The organism is Rhizobium sp. Leaf311 (genome assembly GCF_001423445.1).
Lineage (GTDB): Bacteria > Pseudomonadota > Alphaproteobacteria > Rhizobiales > Rhizobiaceae > Agrobacterium.
On the sequence record NZ_LMNZ01000002.1, the window covers coordinates 61,278 to 80,102 of the forward strand.

Consider the following 18,825-nt stretch of genomic DNA (forward strand, 5'->3'; position numbering starts at 1 on the left):
TTTCTAGTCACTGGCCGAAGCAGTAAGGCGGCTGCTCCGGCCAATGGCGGCGTGCTCTTCACATAGGGGGAACCACGCCATTCCTGCCGACGACCACCTGGTGGGCGATCGGGCCTGTTGCAGCTTTTTCAGCTGTGATGAAGACCACGGCACCAGGAACGAGATCATCCTTGGTGGCCGCGGCGATGGTCACGACCGGTGTCCCATCCGGAATAGCGATCTTCTTTTCCTTGCCATGATAGGTCACGGTGACAGTCCGGCCATCGACGCCTTTAACGGCATCCGCGACCGTCGCATTGGTCATGCTGCTGTCCGGCTTCAGATCCCAACCGTAGCTCCCCTCGCCTGTGCCTTTCATTGCCGGAGGGAAAATCAGGACCTCAAGTGCGCCATCGCCACCATCGGCCTTTGGTAGGGATGCAATGCCGACAAAATCGCCCGGCTTGATGTCGGTGACCTTGGCATTCGCGACGCCTGCCAGCTTCCAGTCGTCTGCAAGCGCGACGTCCATTGTCTCCCCTTCGCGGGTCTTCACTTTGAGCGTTGACCCCTGGTAGTCGACGATGCTCCCGCGGACATGGATCGGCGCGGCTTTCTTATCCTCGGCAGATGCGGGTGCCGAAAGGACAGTCACAGAAAGGATGCTTGTCAGCCCGAGGGCTAAGGCTGGGAAAGTATTTCTCATTTTATCTTCCTACTAGTTGGTAGTTTCGATGGACGCGATTCACCCGAGTAGCCTTGCCACGCAGGATTAGTGAGAAACCGTCGGCGTGAGACGATTGAGGGCAGGTTCGAGTATCATTGAGAACACTTCCGGCTTCCCATTGGCTCTCGCCGAAAGCATTGCCCCGTAGACGGTTGCCAGAAATGTTTCGGCTTCGACATGCGGCGCACTGGTAAGACTCAGCTCGCCCTGCTTGGAACCTCGCTCCATGACCGAAGCCAGCCACGAGGAGATGAAGCGAAAAAAGTTCGTTACCTCGGTTGCGACCTCCGTGGGGAGGGATGGCAGTTCACTGGCAAGCATAGCACAGACACAGTAGGGTCTGCTGGCATCCTCAATGCACGCAGCCCAGTGGTTAGCATAAGCCTTGAGGATGTCCAGAGCATTCGGAACCTTCTGCTCAAGGATTGCCACGCTTGCCTGGCCATCCTCTCGATAACGCTTGACCAGCTCACGCACCAGATCGACCTTGCTGGGAAAATGATGATGGATGCTGGCCTTGCGGATACCGACAATCTCCGAGATATCGGCGTAGCTGAAGCCATTGTAGCCGCCGCTTATCAGAAGGTGTCGGGTGGACGCCAGAATGTCGTCCGAGGTGGTCGAAAGATTGCTCATGCAGCTTGTCTACCTTCTAGTAGGCAGATCGTCAATAGCAAATTTTGGGTTTGCGCTAGCCGTCTGTGGAAACAGTCACGCTCTTCCAAGCTTCGATTTCCTGGGTCAGGCGTTCGATCCGCGCCGTTACATGTCTAAGCGCATCGCTGCCAAGGAGAAGTTGCGGCGGGGGATTTTCAGATTCGATGAGGGTCAGCACCGCGTCGGCGAGCTTTTTCGGATTTCCGAGCTGCTTGCCGCTCACTGCCTGACGCGCCTCTCGGATCGGATCGAACAGGGTATCATAGTCAGCAATGGAACGCTCTGTGCGGACCATAGAACGGCCTGCCCAGTCCGTCCGGAACGAGCCGGGGCAAAGGGTTGTTACGTGCACACCAAACGGCGCCATTTCCGACCGCATGACCTCTGAAATACCCTGCAACGCGAACTTGCTGCCGCAGTAATAGGCGATGCCGGGCATGGTGATCATGCCTCCCATCGACGTGACGTTGACGATAAAGCCGCTTCGGCGCTCACGGAACCTCGGGAGGAACGCCTTGGCGACTGCAACGGCGCCAAACACATTCACGTCGAACTGGCGGCGCATCTCCTCGATCGGCGATTCCTCAAGCACACCCTCGTGCCCATATCCGGCATTGTTGATCAGCACATCGACTGGGCCGTGCTCTTCCTCCGCTCGCTGCACCGCGACCGGAATACGATCAAAATCGGTGACGTCGCAGAGGACCGGGCGCAGTTCCGGGAGGGTCTTTGCCAGCGCTTCGCGCGAGGCTTCGGAGCGGATGGTCCCGATGACGGTATGACCGGCTTCGATTGCAGCAGTGGCGATCGCCAGCCCAAAACCCGAGTTCGCCCCTGTTATGAAAAACGTTTTGCTCGACATTTCTGAAACTCCTTGATTACCCGTTGATGTGACAGATAATCTGGAGACAACGCGGGTTCGATTGCGAATCCTCTTAAATTTTTGCCAATTCCTATGAACTATAAAATGCCGCCCTCTACACATGACCAGTCTGCCGCCTTGGCCGGACAACTCGCTCCTCGTCTTGGCTACAACCAGACCGGGCTCAGTTGTGTCCGTATCCTACGCACGGAAGCAGTGCTGTACGACATTCCGGTTCTTTATAAGCCGGGCGCCGTGTTCGTATTGCAGGGGAGCAAACACGGAATTCTGGACGGGGAAATCTACCTCTATGACGAGCACCACTATCTTGCCGTTTCGGTGCCCGTTCCCTTTAGGATGACATCTACAGCCAGTCCACGGCGGCCACTGCTCGCGGTCTATTTAGAGTTCGACATGCAGATGGCGGCCGAGATCGCCACGCAGCTTGAAAAGCTCGCGGGTCCTGCAAGCGTCAGGCCAAAAGGGCTCTTCTCGAGTAGGATGGACAGCACTATCGAAGACGTCCTGCTGCGCTTGCTGACGGTGCTCGGCAGTCCGGTTGAGGTCGCCGTCCTCGGCGGCTCCATCCTGCGTGAGTTGCATTACCGGGTCATGTCAGGGCCGCAAGGCGGCGCAGTGATCGCCGCCCTGCAGCGGAAAGGGACGTCGGGAAAACTGATCGAGAGCCTGGCATGGCTGCGCAAAAACTACGGCTCTGAAATCACCGTCGCGGACCTTGCCAGAGCGGTGGGCATGAGCATTCCTTCATACCATGTCCATTTCAAGGAGCTGACAGGCTCAAGTCCGATGCAATACGTGAAGGCGATGCGGCTCCATGAAGCGAGACTGATGATCGCCCGCCAGACGGCGACAATTGCAGAGGTGACGGCGTCAGTGGGCTATGTCAGCCCGGCGCAATTCAGCCGCGACTTCAGACGGCATTTCGGGCGTACCGCATCGGAAGAAGCGAAGTGGGTCAGGCATCACCTGGGCGAACAGGTTTGACCATTGCCCCTCACCGTTATGACGATCGATCGACCGTCAGAACACAACATGTCATTGTAAAGCGGTTTGAAGGGCGGCTTTGCAATGAATGAGGGTCGTGTCGAAGACGGGAACGCCTACGTTATCCTGGTTTAACAGCATACCCACCTCGGTACAGCCGAGGATAAGACAGTCGCAGCCTTTTTCGACCAGACGCTGCGCAATCCGTTCATAGGTCAAGCGGCTCTCCTCGCGAACGATGTCGCGGCACAGCTCTTCATAGATAATACGATGGGTTTCTGTTCGATCATCAGCTTCAGGGATCGTTGGCGACAGCCCCTGAGCGATGAGGCGGTCGGTGTAGAAGGTCTGCTCCATGGTGAAAGCCGTTGCCATCAAACCCGGTCTCCGGAAACCGCGGTCGAGGATAGCGGTTGCAGTCGCGTCCGCGATGTGCACGAACGGGATCGACACCCTGCCCACGATCTTGTCCGCCACCTTGTGCATGGTATTCGTCGCCAGAATGAGGAGGTCGGCACCTCCGCGCTGCAGCGCGATAGCATGTTCATTGAGGATTCGGCCCGCCGCGTCCCAATCGGAGGATGCCTGCAACTTTTCGATTTCGTCGAAGTCGACAGACCGTATGAGAAGCTCGGGAGAATGGAGTCCTCCCAGGCTCTCGCGGGTAAGCCTGCAGAGTTCTCGGTAATAAATCTGGGTTGACGTCGCGGACATTCCGCCAAGTATGCCGATGGTCTTCAAATTCTTCTCCATGTTCATACGTTAGGTCTGCTACCGCTCAACGGGCGCTTGAGCAGAAACCAGGCTACCCATATTTGCTATTTTGCTACGATCGCAACGCAGGAAAACCACCAACGGAGTGGAGAAATTCCTGGATGATGGCCACCGCCCGCTTCGCCAAATTTACGCGCACAGTGCAGCGGAGGGAACTCCGCAGCCCATTCGCGCTTAAATTCCGCATTATCACCTACAGGACAGAGCGGCGAGGCACCGCCTCGTATCAATGCTCAGGCACTGATGCCGCCATCGACGAGAATGCCTGAGCCGGTGATGTAGGCTGCACCGGGACCTGCGAGAAAGGCGACGGCCTCTGCGACTTCACTGGCTTTACCGTATCGAGCAATCGAGAGGTTTGGCAGGATAGCGGCTGCGAGCGCGCCATCGGCAGGGTTCATGTCAGTATCAATCGGACCTGGTCGAACCAGATTGACAGTAATTTCCCGAGAGCCCAGCTCACGTGCGAGACCGCGCGTGAAGCTTTCCAGCGCAGACTTGGTCGCGGCATAGACCGCGATCCCCGCGAACGGCACAGCCAGACCCGCGTTGCTGCCGGTACTGATGATGCGACCTCCGTTGGGAATATATTTCAGCGCTGCCTGGGTGATCAGAAAGACACCGCGAACATTGACGTTCAGCTGCAGATCAATCTCCTCAAGTGGCTGCGTGGAAAAATCACTTGCGAAAAGGACGCCGGCATTATTGACCAGAATATCAAGGCTGCCGAGGCGGGCGACGGTCTGCTCGACAGTGGACCTTGCCGCTTCTGTACGCGCGGCATCGGCATGGATGGCGATCGCTTTGCGACCCATGGCGCGGATCTCAGCAACGAGGGCTTCCGCTTTCTCGACCGACTTCTCATAGGTGATCGCAAGGTCGGCACCGTCCTCGGCCAGTTTCAGCGCAATTGCCGCACCGATACCGCGTGCCGCACCGGTGACCAGCGCGCACTTGCCGGCAAGAGGTAGTGTGGAGATGTTGTTCATGGAGATTACCTCTGAATGTTTCTGTTTTGCTGGGGAGTTTTACCCCGTTTCCGCGCGATCGGCTGATGATGCGCTGCGATGGCGCCGCTTATCGACGCAACGGTTGGGTCGATGTCAGGCTGACGGAAAGCCATCCCGCGATGAGAAGACAAATGGCAATTGCAACCGCTGCAACGCTGTATGCTTGGCCAATGGATTGAACGTCTGTGGCCGGCCCCAAGATCGAGAAGAACAAGCCGCCAACGATTGCGGCTGCCAACGCACCGCCAATCTGAAACATCGAATTGACCAGACCAGAAGCCAATCCTGACTGCGTCCGGTCTACCCTTTGCACGATGCTCTTCACCAGGTTTGGAAGGGCGATCCCCTGCCCCGCACCGATAAGAAAGAGCGCAGCAAAAAGGAATTGCGGAAGGCCAGTAGAAATCAAGGCCGCCGTTCCAAACAATCCTGCAGCCTGCAGCACCATGCCGGCGCCAGCGGAAAATCTCCCGAAGACGCTGAGGATGCGCTCGCTTGCAAAAGGACCAAGGACGAAGCCGACAGCCGCAGGAAGGATCGCCAGCCCGGCCTCGAAAGGCGTCCGACCAAGGCCACCCTGCTCATAGACCGAGAATATCAGCCAGAAGGCCGCAACGGCGTAGAAGAACAAGGCAGCCAGGAGCCCGCGCAGTAGCCCACGGTTTTGCAGCAGGCTCGGTGCAAGAATCGGATCTTTCCCCGTCGATTCCAGATGTTTCTCATGCCGCCAAAACAAGACGAAAAACGGAAGACATGTGGCAAGCATCACGATAAGCCAGATCGGCCACCCGTGCTCCCGGCCCTCGATCAGCGGCGCAATCAGTGCAAATAGCGCAATCGCGATCAACAGTGCTCCGCCAAGATCCAGTTTGCTTGGGTGCGCAGATCGGGTTTCTCGCAACATGATGAAGGCCGACGGCGCAGCGACTGCAATAACCGGCAGGTTGATGAGGAAGATGGCTCTCCATCCAAGACCAAGAACATCAAGCGCAATCAACGCACCACCAAGAAACAGACCAACCATCGATGCCATCCCGAATGTCAGGGCATAAAAGCTGAGGGCTCTTGATTTTTCTTGGTCTGGGAAAATGGCATTGATCGAAGCCAAGGCCTGCGGTGCCATAATTGCCGCTGCAAACCCCTGAAGGATACGGCCGGCGACCAACGCGGCTGGAGACCAGGCAAACCCGCATAAGGCAGATGCGGCTGCAAACCCGACCATTCCAGCCAGAAAGACATTTCGTCGACCATAGAGATCTCCAAGCCTGCCGCCAGTGATAAGCATCACAGCATAGGTGGTGGCGTAACCGGAGATAATCAGCTGCATCGTTGACGCAGAAGCCCTGAAATCTGCCCGGATCGAGGGCAGCGCCACATTGACGATGAAGAAGTCAAGCGGTGGCAAAAAGGCGCCGGTCAAAAGGATGATCAGTGCAATCCAACGACGTGGATCGAGTTTGTCATCGGGATTGCTCGCGTCTCTCATAAGTGTCTCCACATCGACCAAAAAATCGATCGACGGTTTGAAATGATAAAAATTGGGAACCTATTGGTTCCAAATTGAAGTTAGCCAAGCGCCTTCAGCGCCAGTTCGACCATGGCCCTCGTCTCAGCGCGATCCGCTCCTGCTTTGGCAAGGACCCGCATGCCCTGAATCTGACACACGAGGAACCTCGCAAGCGTTCGTTCATCCAGCTCGGGATCGATTTCGCCCAAGGCCTGCGCTCTTATTATCGCCGCCGCATAAAGATCTTGCAGCCGCCTGAACAGCCGGGAAATACGTGGTGCGACCTCTTTATCCTTTGGGAGCATCTCGACAGCTGCAAAGACGACAAAGCATCCACGCAAACCGTCCTGTCCCGATGCTTGATCCACCTGTTGAGAAAAAGCTTCTAAAATCGCGGCTTTGGGCGACGGATTGGAATGAAGCGCTTCACCGACCGAGCGAACCGCGTCCTCAATGTAAGCGTCGAGGGCGCGCAGATAGACGCCTCTCTTATCGACGAAAGCCTTATAAAAGCTGCCTCTGGAAAGTTTCATACCCTCAAGCAAGTCGGGAAGGGATGCTTCGTGATATCCACGATCCCAAAATACGTGCATTGCTTTTCGAACTGCTTCATCGAGTTCAAATTCTCTAGGGCGACCAACGGACGCGGATATTTGAGTGCGCTTGACCATAAGTTCTATATGGAACCATTTGGTCCATAATGCAAGCGATATTTTCGGGATCGCGCCAAGCGTCGGCACCCAAGTTAGTTATCGACGCCGATCAACAGGATAATCCCGAGAGAATTCCCTGACCGCCATCAAAATCGGCATAAGCCCGTGGCCTGCTGAACTCAGCGAGTATTCGACTCGAGGAGGCTGCTCTTGAAAGTCGTGTCGGCTTATGAGGCCGTCATTTTCCAGTTCCCTGAGATGTTGCGTTAGCATCTTCTGGGATATGCCAGGTATGTCTCTCATGAACTGCGATGCCCGCAATGATGGTTCGGCGAACAATCGGAAAAGGATCGGCAGTTTCCAACGTCCTGTGATCATCCGAAGCACCCTGCTGACATGAGAGACAGAACCGTCGGCTCCGAGGCATGTCGCCCTGTCCTCGACAGGCACTTTAAAGTGCGTAATTGCCTGTTTCATCGACGAACCTCATATCTGCCGGAGACGATAACACGGACCAAATATCATGGACTTACAACTCCAGAACAAGGTTGCGCTGGTCACGGGAAGCAGCAAGGGAATTGGCGAGGGTGTGGCCAGAGGCCTCGCAAAGGAAGGGGCAACCGTTCTTGTCCACGGTCGCGACAGAATGAAAACGGAGGAAGTCGCGCATGACATCATATCCTCTGGAGGTCGGGCATTCGCGGTAGTCGGTGACCTGACAGTGTCGGATCAGGTCGATCGTCTTGTTAGGGATTCCAAGGCCGCAGCAGGGTCGATCGACATCCTGGTCAACAATGCTGGCGGATCTGCCCCGGCGGAGGATTGGACCTCGACAAACTCTGAAACGTGGGCCGCTGTCTATGACAGAAACGTGCTCGCATCTGTGAGGATCGTCTCGCTCGTTCTGCCCGCAATGAAAGCGTCGCGGTGGGGTCGGATCATAAACATCTCAAGCCTGGCGACCCTGATGCCGCCTGCAAGTCGACCGGACTACTCTGCCGCCAAAGCAGCCATGATCGCGATGACGGCGTCGCTCGCAAAAGACGTTGCTGCACAAGGCATTACCGCAAACACCGTTTCGCCTGGAACAGTGCATAGCATCAGTTTGGATACCGCGTTCCGTAAGAAAGCCATTGAGAGGGGCATGGCCATCGACGCCCCTTGGAATGACGTAGAGAGAGAAATCCTGCCGTTGTTTGCTCAGGTGCCCCTTGGACGGGTAGGAACCCTCGAGGAGATTGCGGATGCGATTACATTTCTCTCGAGCCCCCGTGCTGGCTATATCACAGGAGCAAACCTCCGACTTGATGGCGGAATGTGGCCAGGGATGTAGCAGGACAACAGAGGGGCAGCGCCAAAACTTTGTGGGTTTCCGGCCTCAGTTCCAGTTTGCCATGACGAACCGGTGGATCTCCGCTTCGAGTTCCTGCTCTTCCGGTGTCCCACCCATGAAGCCACCATGGGGCATGGCTTCAAAGACGTGCAATTCGGTTTCCACGCCAGCTTTTCGCAAGGCTCGATGCATCCTCACCGTGTTCGATAGGAACAGGTCACGCGTGCCGGTCTGCAGGAATGTCGGCGGAAAGCCCGCCAAATCGCCGAAGAGCGGCGATAGATAGGGATTGGAAAGATCGGCACCACCGGCGTAGAGCAGGTTGTTTGGTCTTAGCGGGCGGGGCAGAACGAGATCGATCATCTGGTTGGTCTGGAAGCTGTCACCGGATTCGGTGAGGTCAACCTGTGGCGAGAGCAAGACTAATCTGCCAGGCATTGGCATACCTTCATCTCTCGCCCGCAGCAGCATGGCGGTCGCGAGATTGCCACCCGCCGATCTCCCCAGGATGATTATCTTGTCGGGGGAGTGACCTGCCAAGACATGACGGTACGTGGCTAAGCAGTCATCAAGAGCGGCCGGATAGGGATGCTCAGGCGGCATCCGGTAATCGACGCCGTAGCATCGCACGGCATGCTGGTGAGCTTGACGTCGCGCACTGACAAGACAGGCCTCACCGCCTCCGAACACCAATGCGCCGCCATGCAGGTCGATGAGTGCGCCACGCTCATGAAATGCTCCGTACGGCGTCGCGACATGGATCGTTGCTTGCTCGACTACGATTGTGGTGACGGTAGACTGCAGACTCCCGGCAAGATCTTTGGCCGCGGCGGCGTAATGCGCATCTACTGCGGCTTTCATCATCATCCAGCCTGAAAAATCCTCTGGGGACGGCATTTCGAACCGCGCATTGATAGGGCTGCCGTCCTTGTCGACCAGGCGCGACAGTGCCGCTTGTGCTTCGACGCTGATGGACTGTGGGACCTGAATTATCCGTGAAGGGACGGCTGCACTGCGTAAGGAATTGCTCATTTCTTGCTCTGTAATGAAACGAAGCGATGACGATTTTTTCTCGAATCCGGGCGCCGGTCTGGCCTGTCGACTTTAGCTGATCGGCCCGAGACATGAGATCGCTTCAGATTGGCGCTTGGGTCCGCAGCCAGATGACTGACTGTATCCCATTGCGTTGAAGGGAGAATAGCATCTATTACCAAACTGACCTTGTTACCACCTCAACAGTTTGGGCCCGATTAACGCTCCCAGTGCCGTTACACATGCAATGGCGATCGAATACCATACCGCCACAAAGGCAGCGCCATCGTTGAGGCAGGCGATGGTATAGGCGAGACCACCCACGGAACCTGCAAGGAAACCGGCAAAAGCGCCAGCCTGGCTGAGGCGCGTGGGCGTTCCGGCTCGCATCGCAGAAAAAATAGCGGCGAGCGCCGGGGTGGAAGCCATGATGATAGTACCCGCACATTTTGGCACGGAGTAGGTGTGAACCCCAAGCAGGGGAAAGCCGCTCCGATCAAACAGAGCTCCGGTAAGCAGGAACATCAGTGCTGGAGCAAGAAAAAGAACCGTGCGAGGCGCCTGGCCCGGCTGGACCACTGTCAAAACAAGCTGAAACCCGCCGGCAGCTACAAGAACCATGCCGATGACTTTGAACAGGAACGTCCATGTCGGGAGTATCTGCATGAGGTCGGAGCGAGGTCCGGCGATCATCACCACGACGCCAGTCGCTGCCAGGATCGAAAAGACCAGCGCGACAGGAAGGACGATCGAGAGACGGAGCAAAAGTGACGAACCTTTACCAGCTTGCGCTGCAAGCCCTCGAATAAGATCGTCCGTTGGCTGTCGATTGTCATTCATGCCCGGGGCCCCTTCTCTGTGTTGCCGCCATTAGTTTCTTCAACAAGCGATGGAAGGCGACGCGCACCGCTCCCTCGGTGGAACCGATGCGCGCCGCGGCCTCTTTGGTAGAGGCACCCTCAAGCCCGATGGCTCGGACAGCAGCCTGTTCGCCAGGGGGCAAGGCGGAGATTAGTTTTTCGACATCTGCCGGATTGCGTTCAGGATCGACGACCCCCTCAGATGAGAACAATCCGGCCCACTGCTCTTCGGTCAAATCGACGCGCATGCGTGCGTCTCGGCCCAAGCGCCGGCTGGCGTCAATGATCTTGTAGCGCGTGATTGCGTTCAACCAGGGAAGCAGAGACCGCTTCGTATCCCATTGGTGGCGACGGGTATGTACTGCTATGAGCACTTCCTGTACGACATCCTCTGCCTCGTAGAGACTGAAGCCCATATATCGCAAATGCGCCTCGGCGATCCGCCGCACCGAAGCGGCGAAAGCCCTGAGAAACGCCTCGTAGGCAGCGCTATCTCCAGTGCGTTCTGCGCGCATCGCTTTCGCCCATCTGTCTTCCCGTGTGTCCATGCACCCATGCTTTCGGTTGGACGAGACCCGTTGTTACGTCGTATCGCGAATTTATTCGAATTTACGCGCCGATCACATAGTCGTGACGATGTAAGATTGGGGAATTCCCAACGAAAGACTCCTCCGAAGCATGTGCTTTACGATGAAAGGAAGTCCGGAATGATCATGAACAGGCGCACATTTTCCACTGCTATGCTTGCCGGCGCGGCAGCATCAATGCTTTCAACCAAAGGCATGGCCGCATCGGCGGCCGGCCACCCAGAAAAGGCCCGTAACGTTGTCTTCGTCCATGGGCTATTCGCAGATGGTTCCTGCTGGAGCGAAGTGATATCGAGGCTGCAGCCCGAGGGCTTGAACATCACATCCGTGCAGAACCCTCTGACTACTCTCTCGGAATCGGTTGCTGCTGCGGAGCGAGTACTGGCGCGGCAGGATGGGCCAACAGTATTGGTAGGGCACTCATTTGGGGGAATGATTGTAACTCAGGCCGGCATGCATCCTAATGTGTCGGCTCTCGTGTACGTCGCCGCCCGTGCACCCGACGCAAACGAGGATTTCGGCGCTTTAGCGAAAACCTTCCCTACTCCCCCCGCTTCTGCCGGAATTGTTTTCGACGGTGAGCAAGGAAGACTTAGCGAGAAGGCGTTCCTCGAGGACTTCGCCGGTGACATTCCCACGGCCCGCGCGAAGGTGCTGTATGCAACGCAGTATCCTTTCCAGAAGACGCTACTCTCAGGCAAAGTTACCAAAGCCGCTTGGCGCCACAAGCTCAGCTATTACGCGGTGTCGAGCGAGGACCGCACGATCAACCCGGACCTGCAGCGCTTTCTCGCCAAACGCATGGACGCAAAGGCAATCGAATTGAAAGCCAGCCATCTCTCGCTGATCTCGCACCCGGACGAGGTCGCGGAGCTTATCCTGGAAGCTGCAGGCCAGAAAGCCTAACCCGATCCGCGAAATTCAGACAGTCAGACACCGCTGCGCGACCTCCCCTAAACCTGCGCTAGTCGTCCAGTGACCTCTTTGCAAAGCGGACGGTTTCTAGGCAACGAGGCAAGCAGCGCAGTCGAGAGAGGACGACAGCCAAGACTGGGGGTGTCGTTCTTTCTCCGAGCTGTTAGGCAATGAATATATGTGTGCCAGGTTGTTCAGATTTATCTCTCAAGCAATCTAGCTCTTGATGAAATACGAACCTCCGCACGTATGATAGATTCGATAAACTCCTGTCTTTTAAGCAGATTCGACGCTCGTCTCGTTGATAGGCTACGCATTTTCCGAACCGGCTAGTGGACTGGCCTCAAGCCCGGTTGGCTTCTGGTGTGCCTACAAGGATTGCTGCGGCCGCATTTGCTTTTTGAAGCGCGTCGTTCATCGCTTTACCACACGCAATTTGCGCGGCGAGGACGCCAATGAACTCATCTCCTGCACCGTGCGTGCTTTCAACCTTCACCTTGACGGCTTCCATCGCAATTTCTTCCCCACCGTGATTTACATAGGCAACGCCTGAACCGCCAGCGGTGACAACAACTTCTGGATAGACCTTCGCAAGCTTCCGTGCGGCTTCAAGCGCGCCATCAAGTGTCTCAACCACCGGAACGCCTGCAAGCATTTCCGCTTCGATGGCGTTGACGATGAGGATATCGATCAGTTGCTGGAGATCGTTGGACAGGGTACGCGCGGGCGCGGCATTGATCAGCACACGTCCGCCGGACTGCTTGACGGCTTTTGCACCAACGATGTTGGCTGCATCGGGAATCTCGTTCTGAAGGACAAGCAAAGTTGTTTTGGACAGCAGCTCTTGAGCAGCGTTCACGTCGGCTTCACCGAGGGTCAGGTTACTGCCGGAGACGATAACGGCGCCGTAATCGCCCTCGTCATCAAAAATCGCAACGCTCATGCCGGTGGATAGGGATGAGTCGCGCCTGACGAAGGTATGATCGACGCCTTTGTGTTTCAGATTGGCAAGCAAGAAGCGCCCGAAATCATCATCCGCGACGGCTCCGATCATCGAGGTCGCCACGCCCGTGCGCGCTGCCGAGACCGCCTGATTGCCGCCCTTGCCGCCGCTTTTGGGATGCCATGACGTGCCCGTTACCGTCTCGCCCTTGCGTGGCCGTGAAGGCCCCATAACGGCAATATCATAATGCAGACTGCCGAAAACGGTGACGAGAGGCGAGGATGTCATGAAGGTTTATCTTTCCGTTTGGATTTGACGGCAGACATGGTCCGGTCAAGATTTCGTTCGGCCGCTTGATAGTCGCGTTGCGCGACTGCCATGAAGACGGCGTCGAGGATATTCAGCTGCGCGATGCGAGCCGCGGCGTTTTCGCCCATGAGAGGCGAGCCCTGCGCAGTGGAACAGAGGACAACATCTGCGGCTTGTGCCAGGGCAGAGGAGTTGTAATTGGTTACCGCGATTGTCTGCGCGCCATTGCGCTTGGCGACTTGAAGCCCTTCGATGATAGCTGTCGTGTTGCCGGAATGGGAAAAGCCGATGGCGATATCGCCTTCGGACAACAGGGCTGCAGACATCAGCATCATGTGCACATCGTCAAACACGCTGGCGCGCACGCCGATGCGCAGGAACTTATGGGCGACGTCCCGTGCGATTTGCGCCGAACCGCCGACACCGTAGAAATCCCGATGCTTCGCGCCATGTATGAGGTCTGCGGCCTTGTCGAACGCCACCATATCGAGGATCGAAAGGGTTTCTTCCAGGGCATGGATCGATGTGCGGAAAACCTTCTGCACGATTTCCTGAGACGTGTCTTCGACCGAGAGTTCCTGGTGCATTTCCGCTGTGGGCTGGCGGTTATACTGGCTGACGGCGGTACGGAAATCACGATAACCGGCAAAGCCCAGCTTCTTGGTGATCTTCACCACCATGGCTTCGGACACACCGGCATCGTCTGCGATCTGTTTCAGCGATGTCTCATCGCTGAAATCACGCATGGCGAACACGGTATCGACAACCTTCGCTTCGAGCGGCGTCAGCAATGGCATCATCATGCGGATGCGTGGGCCGACGGCCTTTGTGTCGAAGCTTTCCGAATTCATTCTCTTCCCCTTGTCGCACGATCAATCATCATGGCAACGAGGATTATAAGGCCAGTGGCGAGCAGTTGATAGAAGGCCTGAACATTCATCAACGTCAAACCATTGCGCATTGCACCCAGAATGATCGCGCCCAGAATGGTCCCGAGGATGCTGCCCTTGCCGCCCATAAGCGATGCACCGCCGATGGCCGCTGCCGCGATGGCATCCAGTTCCCACAGGTTCCCAAGAATAGGCTCAGCAGCGCCAAGGCGACCGATGAGGATAAGCGAGGCAAGTGCGGCCAAACCACCGGAAATCACATAGGCCGTGATTTTGGTGCGCGCGATGGGAACACCAGCGACATAGGCCGCCTCTTCATTGCCACCAACCGCCATCAGATATTCACCAATCGGTGTCTTCTTGAGCAGAATCCATGCGGCAATGGCAACGACAGCGACGATCAAAACAGGGGTTGGAATGCCGAAGAAATTGCCGTTGAAGAGAGAGCGGAACCCTGCGGGAATACCGAGAACTGGATTGCCGCCGGTGTAGATCAGCGCGATGGCGCGGTACGTACTGAGCGTGCCGAGTGTCACGATAAAAGGTTGCAGGCCGACATAGGCAACAAGGCCACCATTAATGAGGCCGCAAAGGACGCCAACGCCCAAACCCGCGAGGATAGCCAGCGGTATCGGTGTGCCAGCGACGAGCAGGCTGGCAGTGACGACCGCGGAGATCGCAGCCGTCGGGCCGACCGACAGATCGATGCCGCCGGAGATGATGACCAGCGTCATGCCAAGCGCCAGGCACGCATTGATGCTAGACTGCTGGAGAATGTTGACGAGGTTTCTCTCGGAAATGAAACCGGGAACCAGTGCGGCAAACACCGCCATGATGACGATGAGGCCGATCAGCGTTCCCGCATCGCGCAGCGAAAACGAGAAGCGGCGGAAGGCCGGAGCGGAGGTGGCGGGTGCATTGGAAGTGCTGGTCATGGAATGTCCTGTCGGTTCACACGGGTCGCGCCATGCGCGCGTCATCCGTATCGGCATTCGCCCCTGGAATGGCATGCGCGACAATCGCGCTTTCGCTCAGTTGATCACGTTCAATGGTCGCGGCAATCCGCCCTTCGCGCATGACCAGCACGCGGTCAGACAGACGGATGACTTCCGGCAGTTCGGAAGAGACGACAATGATGGAATGGCCCTCGCGGGCGAGGTCTTCGATCAGATGATAGATTTCCGACTTGGCGCCGACATCGATGCCGCGGGTCGGCTCATCAAACAGCAGGATTTGCGATTTCGCCGCCAGCCAGCGCGCGATGATCGCTTTCTGCTGGTTGCCGCCGCTGAACAGGCGGATCGGGCGATCCAGCTGGAAGGGCCGTAGATTGACGCGCTTCAACAAATCCTGCGCAGTCGTGCGGAGTTTCGAATTGTTGATCAGACCGCCAGACGAGAAACTGCCGAGGGAGGCAAGCGCCATATTGGTGGCGACGGGGCGCAAGGGAATGATGCCTTCACGCTTGCGTTCTTCCGGCACCAGCCCGATACCGGCGGCAATGGCATCGCGCGGATTGGCGAAGCTCTGCTCCTTGCCGTCGATGCTGATCGATCCCGCGCTTAAGCGGTCGACACCTGCCAGCAGCCGCAGGAGTTCCGTGCGGCCAGAGCCGACAAGCCCGGCAATGCCGAGAACTTCACCCTTGTGCAATGTGAAGGACACATCGCGAATTCTGGTGGCTGAAGACAGGTTTCTGGCTTCAAGCTTGACGGTCTCGGTGACGAAGGAATTATGCTCTTCTTGCATCAATTCACGACCGACCATCTTGGCGATCACGTCGGTTTCCGAAACCTTGGCAAGATCGACAATGTCCACCAGCTTGCCATCGCGCATGATGCTGGAGCGCTGGCAGATGCGGAACACCTCATCCATCTTGTGCGACACATAAATAATGGAAACGCCGCTTTGCGACAGGCTGGCGATGACCTCTGCCAGACGATCAAACTCGCTGGGTGTCAGGCTCGATGTCGGCTCGTCCATGGCGATAACCTTCGCCTTGTCGAGAAGCGCGCGACCGATTTCAACGATCTGGCGCTGCGCGACCTTCAGCGACGATATTGGTGCAGAGGGGTCGATGGTCTTGTCGATCATCGCAAGAGCTTCGGCGGCGCGGGCTTCCTGCTCGCGGCGGGACACGAACATGCCGCCCATATGCGTTAGTGAATGTCCGAGAAACATGTTTTGGGCGACGCTCAAATGCGGCACCTGCTGAAGTTCCTGGTGGATCATGGCGATACCGGCGGCACGCGCATCCATCGGCTTTTTGAAGGCAACCGCCTCACCATCTACGAATACGGTGCCGGATGTGGGGCGAAATACGCCCGAAAGAATGCGCAAAAGCGTGGATTTGCCAGCACCGTTTTCACCGAGAAGCCCATGGATTTCGCCGGGAGCCACGTCAAACGAAACGTCCGTCAGTGCGTTGACGCCGGGAAAGCTTTTGGAAATCGTCTCGAATCTCAGTCGTGGCGTCATCGTTCCACCTCTTAGGCTGGATGGAGATGCCGAGGATAGGTCGGCATCTCCTTGAGCATTGATCACTTGGCAGTCTTGGCGTCTTCCATCAGCACGGCGCGCACATCGACGCCCTGGCCCTGATAGCGGCTGAGATTGTCTTTCGTGATAAGGGCCTGCGGCGTGGCGACAACGCGGGACAGTTTCTGTCCGGCCACCAGACGAAGCGCTGTCTCAAGCGCAACTTCGCCCGTCAAAACTGGGAAGCTATCCACGGTGCCGGTGAGTTCGCCCGCCTTGATGGAGGCATAAGCGTCGGAGATGCCATCGGTGCCGAACACCGCGACCTTGCCTGCAAGGCCAGCTGCCTTGACCGCCTCGACAATACCCAGCGCCATGCCGTCATTGTTGGCATAGAAACCAATCAGGTCAGGATGCTGGTTGAGGATGTTGGTGGCGGCGTCATAGGAGGTCTGACGATCCCAGTTGCCAGGGACGCTGGCAACAACCTGAAACTTGTCGTTCTGGGTAATGGTGGACTTGAAGCCATCGGTGCGCTGCACGGCGGCGTAAACGCCAGCCTGACCTTCGACAATGGCCACCTTGCCGCCCTGCGGACGGTTTTCGATAAACCACTTGGCAACGCGCACACCATTATCGCGCTGAACGTTGCCGACATAATGTTCAGCCTGCGGAATAACGGCATCATTGACGTTGACGACAGGAATATTGGCGGCCTTGGCTTGCTCGATAACCGGCTGAAGATTGGCATCCGTCTGCGGCGAAACGAGCAGAACATTGTAGCCCTGCGTGATCATGCCCTCGGCAATCGTCAGCTGACCCAGTTGGTCGCCTTCGCTCTGCGCGGCCTGATAGGCGACGGGAACGCCGACCTTCTTGCCGAAGGCCTCGTATCCCAGACCCAGGGAGCGCCAGTATTCATTGGTCAGCGTCTTGGAAACCGCACCGGCCTTTGTGCCCTCAGGCAGTTTCGGGAACGGCCCGAGCTTGGCTTCCAGCTGCGACCAGTCCATGCGGTCCTTTTCCGTGTCGGAATTCAGTGGCGCAAGTTCCTGCGCAAAGGCTGCGCTGAACAGGAAGCTGGCGGCAAGCCCGGCAGCGAGTGTCGTCTTCAAAAAGGTCTTCATCGGTTTCCTCCCAGATGGAATGTGTCCGCACGCCTTCGGCATGCATTGTGACGAGGTTTTGGATTTTTTGCGCAGATCAGCCGAGCATCAGTTCCTGAATGACGGCCTGCGCGGAAACGGCATCCTGACGTTCAATGGCACCGGACAGGCGATTGTCCTGCTCGATCCGATCCACGATTTTCAGCATCCGCTTGACTGTCTGAATGTTGACTTCACATTCGTGAACCGGGTCGAGGCCCGTCATGTCAGGGAAAGTGTCGAAATAGATTGCGCCGTCATAGCCGTCTTTGCGGATCTGTCGCAGAAGCTCGATCGTCTGCTGCGTGTGAACAGCACCAACCATCAGGCCGTCATCACGCTTGGCATAACCATCATTGAGGTGGACGCCGAGAACGCGGCTGTAGCGGGCGATCAGGGCTGCAGCGAATGCAGGCTGCTCGTCGGCGTAGAGCACATGAGCGAAGTCCAGCGTCACACCGAGATTGGGCATATCCACATCCTTGATGGCCAGAAGCGTGGTCGCGCAATCGGGCATCAGGCTGTAGGAACGCGGCTCGTTCGGCTTGTATTCGATGCTGACGAGGCAATCCGCGTCATGCGCGCAAACTTCACGAATTCCATCAATCTCGTGTTGCCATAGAGTGTGATAATCGGCCTGGAAGGCGTAATCGAAACCATCCTGCCCCAGCCACAGCGTCATCAGATTGCTGCCAGCAGCGCGCGCGGCATCGATACCCTTCTTCGTCAGATCGATCGCTTCACGCCGCACAGCTGCGTCAGGATTGGTGAAGGCACCGATCTTGAAAGCCGGATTGGTGTAATAGCGCATGGCAAAGCCATTGATTGCAAGCCCCAGATCGCCGATCTGGCGCGCAAGAAGTGCCGGGTCATCGGCCACATGGTCGGGATAATTCAGATCGAGATCCGTCAGACCATCAACCTTCGCAGCACGCTTCGCCATCTGCAGCATGGTCGGTTTGCCTGAAAGATCAGGCCACTCGGCAGCAGGCTTCGAGGCGAATGAATTCAGTCGGGTGGCGAATTTCAATTGGGTCACGGATCTTGCTCACTTCGGTAACTGTTGACGCAACTTCACAAATTAAAACTATTTTGTAAAGCGCTATATGTTGTGCATCGCATCAATTCGCTGCGGGAGGCGTCATTATCAGACCTTATT

General features: G+C 56.9%; 20 protein-coding genes. 3 read left to right on the forward strand and 17 right to left on the reverse strand.

Going from position 1 to position 18,825, the window contains the following annotated elements; all coding sequences use genetic code 11:
* Positions 1-58: 58 nt before the first annotated feature.
* The 3 genes from ASF69_RS04440 to ASF69_RS04450 form a co-directional block, all read right to left on the reverse strand.
* Entirely contained in the window at positions 59-685 is a 627-nt protein-coding gene (locus ASF69_RS04440) for a hypothetical protein (RefSeq protein ID WP_020808321.1), read from the reverse strand.
* A gap of 66 nt (positions 686-751) precedes the next feature.
* Positions 752-1,342, reverse strand: coding sequence for a TetR/AcrR family transcriptional regulator (locus ASF69_RS04445; protein WP_020808320.1), 591 nt, complete (start codon positions 1,340-1,342; stop codon positions 752-754).
* A gap of 55 nt (positions 1,343-1,397) precedes the next feature.
* Positions 1,398-2,225, reverse strand: a complete 828-nt coding sequence (locus ASF69_RS04450) for an oxidoreductase (protein ID WP_020808319.1) — start codon at positions 2,223-2,225, stop codon at positions 1,398-1,400.
* Between the two features lie 93 nt (positions 2,226-2,318).
* Between ASF69_RS04450 and ASF69_RS04455 the strand changes: the two genes are divergently transcribed.
* Positions 2,319-3,230, forward strand: a complete 912-nt coding sequence (locus ASF69_RS04455) for an AraC family transcriptional regulator (RefSeq protein WP_062585773.1) — start codon at positions 2,319-2,321, stop codon at positions 3,228-3,230.
* A gap of 51 nt (positions 3,231-3,281) precedes the next feature.
* Here the strand turns inward: ASF69_RS04455 and ASF69_RS04460 are convergent, their stop codons facing one another.
* From ASF69_RS04460 to ASF69_RS04480, 5 genes are all read right to left on the reverse strand, one after another.
* Positions 3,282-3,971 carry an aspartate/glutamate racemase family protein gene (locus ASF69_RS04460; RefSeq protein ID WP_062586245.1) on the reverse strand — a complete coding sequence of 230 codons (690 nt, stop codon included), beginning with the start codon at positions 3,969-3,971 and terminating at the stop codon, positions 3,282-3,284.
* A 266-nt stretch (positions 3,972-4,237) separates the two neighbouring features.
* Positions 4,238-4,993: an SDR family oxidoreductase gene (locus ASF69_RS04465; RefSeq protein WP_062585775.1), complete on the reverse strand. Its 756-nt coding sequence runs from the start codon at positions 4,991-4,993 to the stop codon at positions 4,238-4,240.
* A gap of 88 nt (positions 4,994-5,081) precedes the next feature.
* Positions 5,082-6,500, reverse strand: a complete 1,419-nt coding sequence (locus tag ASF69_RS04470) for an MFS transporter (protein ID WP_062585777.1) — start codon at positions 6,498-6,500, stop codon at positions 5,082-5,084.
* A gap of 80 nt (positions 6,501-6,580) precedes the next feature.
* A complete protein-coding gene (locus tag ASF69_RS04475) occupies positions 6,581-7,114 on the reverse strand; it encodes a TetR/AcrR family transcriptional regulator (protein WP_034499616.1) in 534 nt (177 codons plus the stop codon).
* Positions 7,115-7,270: 156 nt separating this feature from the next.
* Positions 7,271-7,651 (reverse strand): helix-turn-helix domain-containing protein, encoded by a 381-nt coding sequence (locus ASF69_RS04480; protein WP_034499614.1) that lies wholly within the window; start codon positions 7,649-7,651, stop codon positions 7,271-7,273.
* A 46-nt stretch (positions 7,652-7,697) separates the two neighbouring features.
* Between ASF69_RS04480 and ASF69_RS04485 the strand changes: the two genes are divergently transcribed.
* Positions 7,698-8,507, forward strand: coding sequence for an SDR family NAD(P)-dependent oxidoreductase (locus tag ASF69_RS04485; protein ID WP_062585779.1), 810 nt, complete (start codon positions 7,698-7,700; stop codon positions 8,505-8,507).
* A 45-nt stretch (positions 8,508-8,552) separates the two neighbouring features.
* Here the strand turns inward: ASF69_RS04485 and ASF69_RS04490 are convergent, their stop codons facing one another.
* The 3 genes from ASF69_RS04490 to ASF69_RS04500 all read right to left on the reverse strand — a co-directional run bounded on the left by ASF69_RS04490 (position 8,553) and on the right by ASF69_RS04500 (position 10,947).
* A complete protein-coding gene (locus ASF69_RS04490) occupies positions 8,553-9,539 on the reverse strand; it encodes an alpha/beta hydrolase (RefSeq protein ID WP_034499610.1) in 987 nt (328 codons plus the stop codon).
* Positions 9,540-9,731: 192 nt separating this feature from the next.
* Positions 9,732-10,379, reverse strand: a complete 648-nt coding sequence (locus ASF69_RS04495; RefSeq protein ID WP_022557124.1) for a DUF1109 domain-containing protein — start codon at positions 10,377-10,379, stop codon at positions 9,732-9,734.
* Positions 10,372-10,947, reverse strand: a complete 576-nt coding sequence (locus ASF69_RS04500; protein WP_062585781.1) for a sigma-70 family RNA polymerase sigma factor — start codon at positions 10,945-10,947, stop codon at positions 10,372-10,374. The genes ASF69_RS04495 and ASF69_RS04500 overlap by 8 nt, the downstream gene beginning before the upstream one ends.
* Before the next feature lie 159 nt (positions 10,948-11,106).
* Here ASF69_RS04500 and ASF69_RS04505 point away from each other — a divergent pair, with 159 nt between their 5' ends.
* Positions 11,107-11,892: an alpha/beta hydrolase gene (locus ASF69_RS04505; RefSeq protein WP_062585784.1), complete on the forward strand. Its 786-nt coding sequence runs from the start codon at positions 11,107-11,109 to the stop codon at positions 11,890-11,892.
* Positions 11,893-12,244: 352 nt separating this feature from the next.
* On the opposite strand, the gene ASF69_RS04510 is transcribed toward ASF69_RS04505, so the two are convergent.
* From ASF69_RS04510 to ASF69_RS04535, 6 genes are all read right to left on the reverse strand, one after another.
* On the reverse strand, positions 12,245-13,132 hold the full coding sequence (locus ASF69_RS04510; RefSeq protein WP_062585786.1) for a ribokinase: 888 nt from the start codon (positions 13,130-13,132) through the stop codon (positions 12,245-12,247).
* Positions 13,129-14,004, reverse strand: coding sequence for a MurR/RpiR family transcriptional regulator (locus ASF69_RS04515; RefSeq protein ID WP_062585787.1), 876 nt, complete (start codon positions 14,002-14,004; stop codon positions 13,129-13,131). The genes ASF69_RS04510 and ASF69_RS04515 overlap by 4 nt, the downstream gene beginning before the upstream one ends.
* Complete coding sequence (locus ASF69_RS04520; RefSeq protein WP_062585790.1) at positions 14,001-14,978, reverse strand: ABC transporter permease; 978 nt, start codon at positions 14,976-14,978, stop codon at positions 14,001-14,003. The genes ASF69_RS04515 and ASF69_RS04520 overlap by 4 nt, the downstream gene beginning before the upstream one ends.
* Before the next feature lie 16 nt (positions 14,979-14,994).
* On the reverse strand, positions 14,995-16,521 hold the full coding sequence (locus tag ASF69_RS04525; RefSeq protein WP_062585792.1) for a sugar ABC transporter ATP-binding protein: 1,527 nt from the start codon (positions 16,519-16,521) through the stop codon (positions 14,995-14,997).
* Positions 16,522-16,583: 62 nt separating this feature from the next.
* The gene (locus ASF69_RS04530; protein WP_062585794.1) at positions 16,584-17,648 is read right to left on the reverse strand and encodes a substrate-binding domain-containing protein; all 1,065 of its coding nucleotides are present in this window, start codon (positions 17,646-17,648) and stop codon (positions 16,584-16,586) included.
* A 76-nt stretch (positions 17,649-17,724) separates the two neighbouring features.
* Positions 17,725-18,696 (reverse strand): sugar phosphate isomerase/epimerase family protein, encoded by a 972-nt coding sequence (locus ASF69_RS04535; protein WP_062585796.1) that lies wholly within the window; start codon positions 18,694-18,696, stop codon positions 17,725-17,727.
* Between the last annotated feature and the right edge of the window lie 129 nt (positions 18,697-18,825).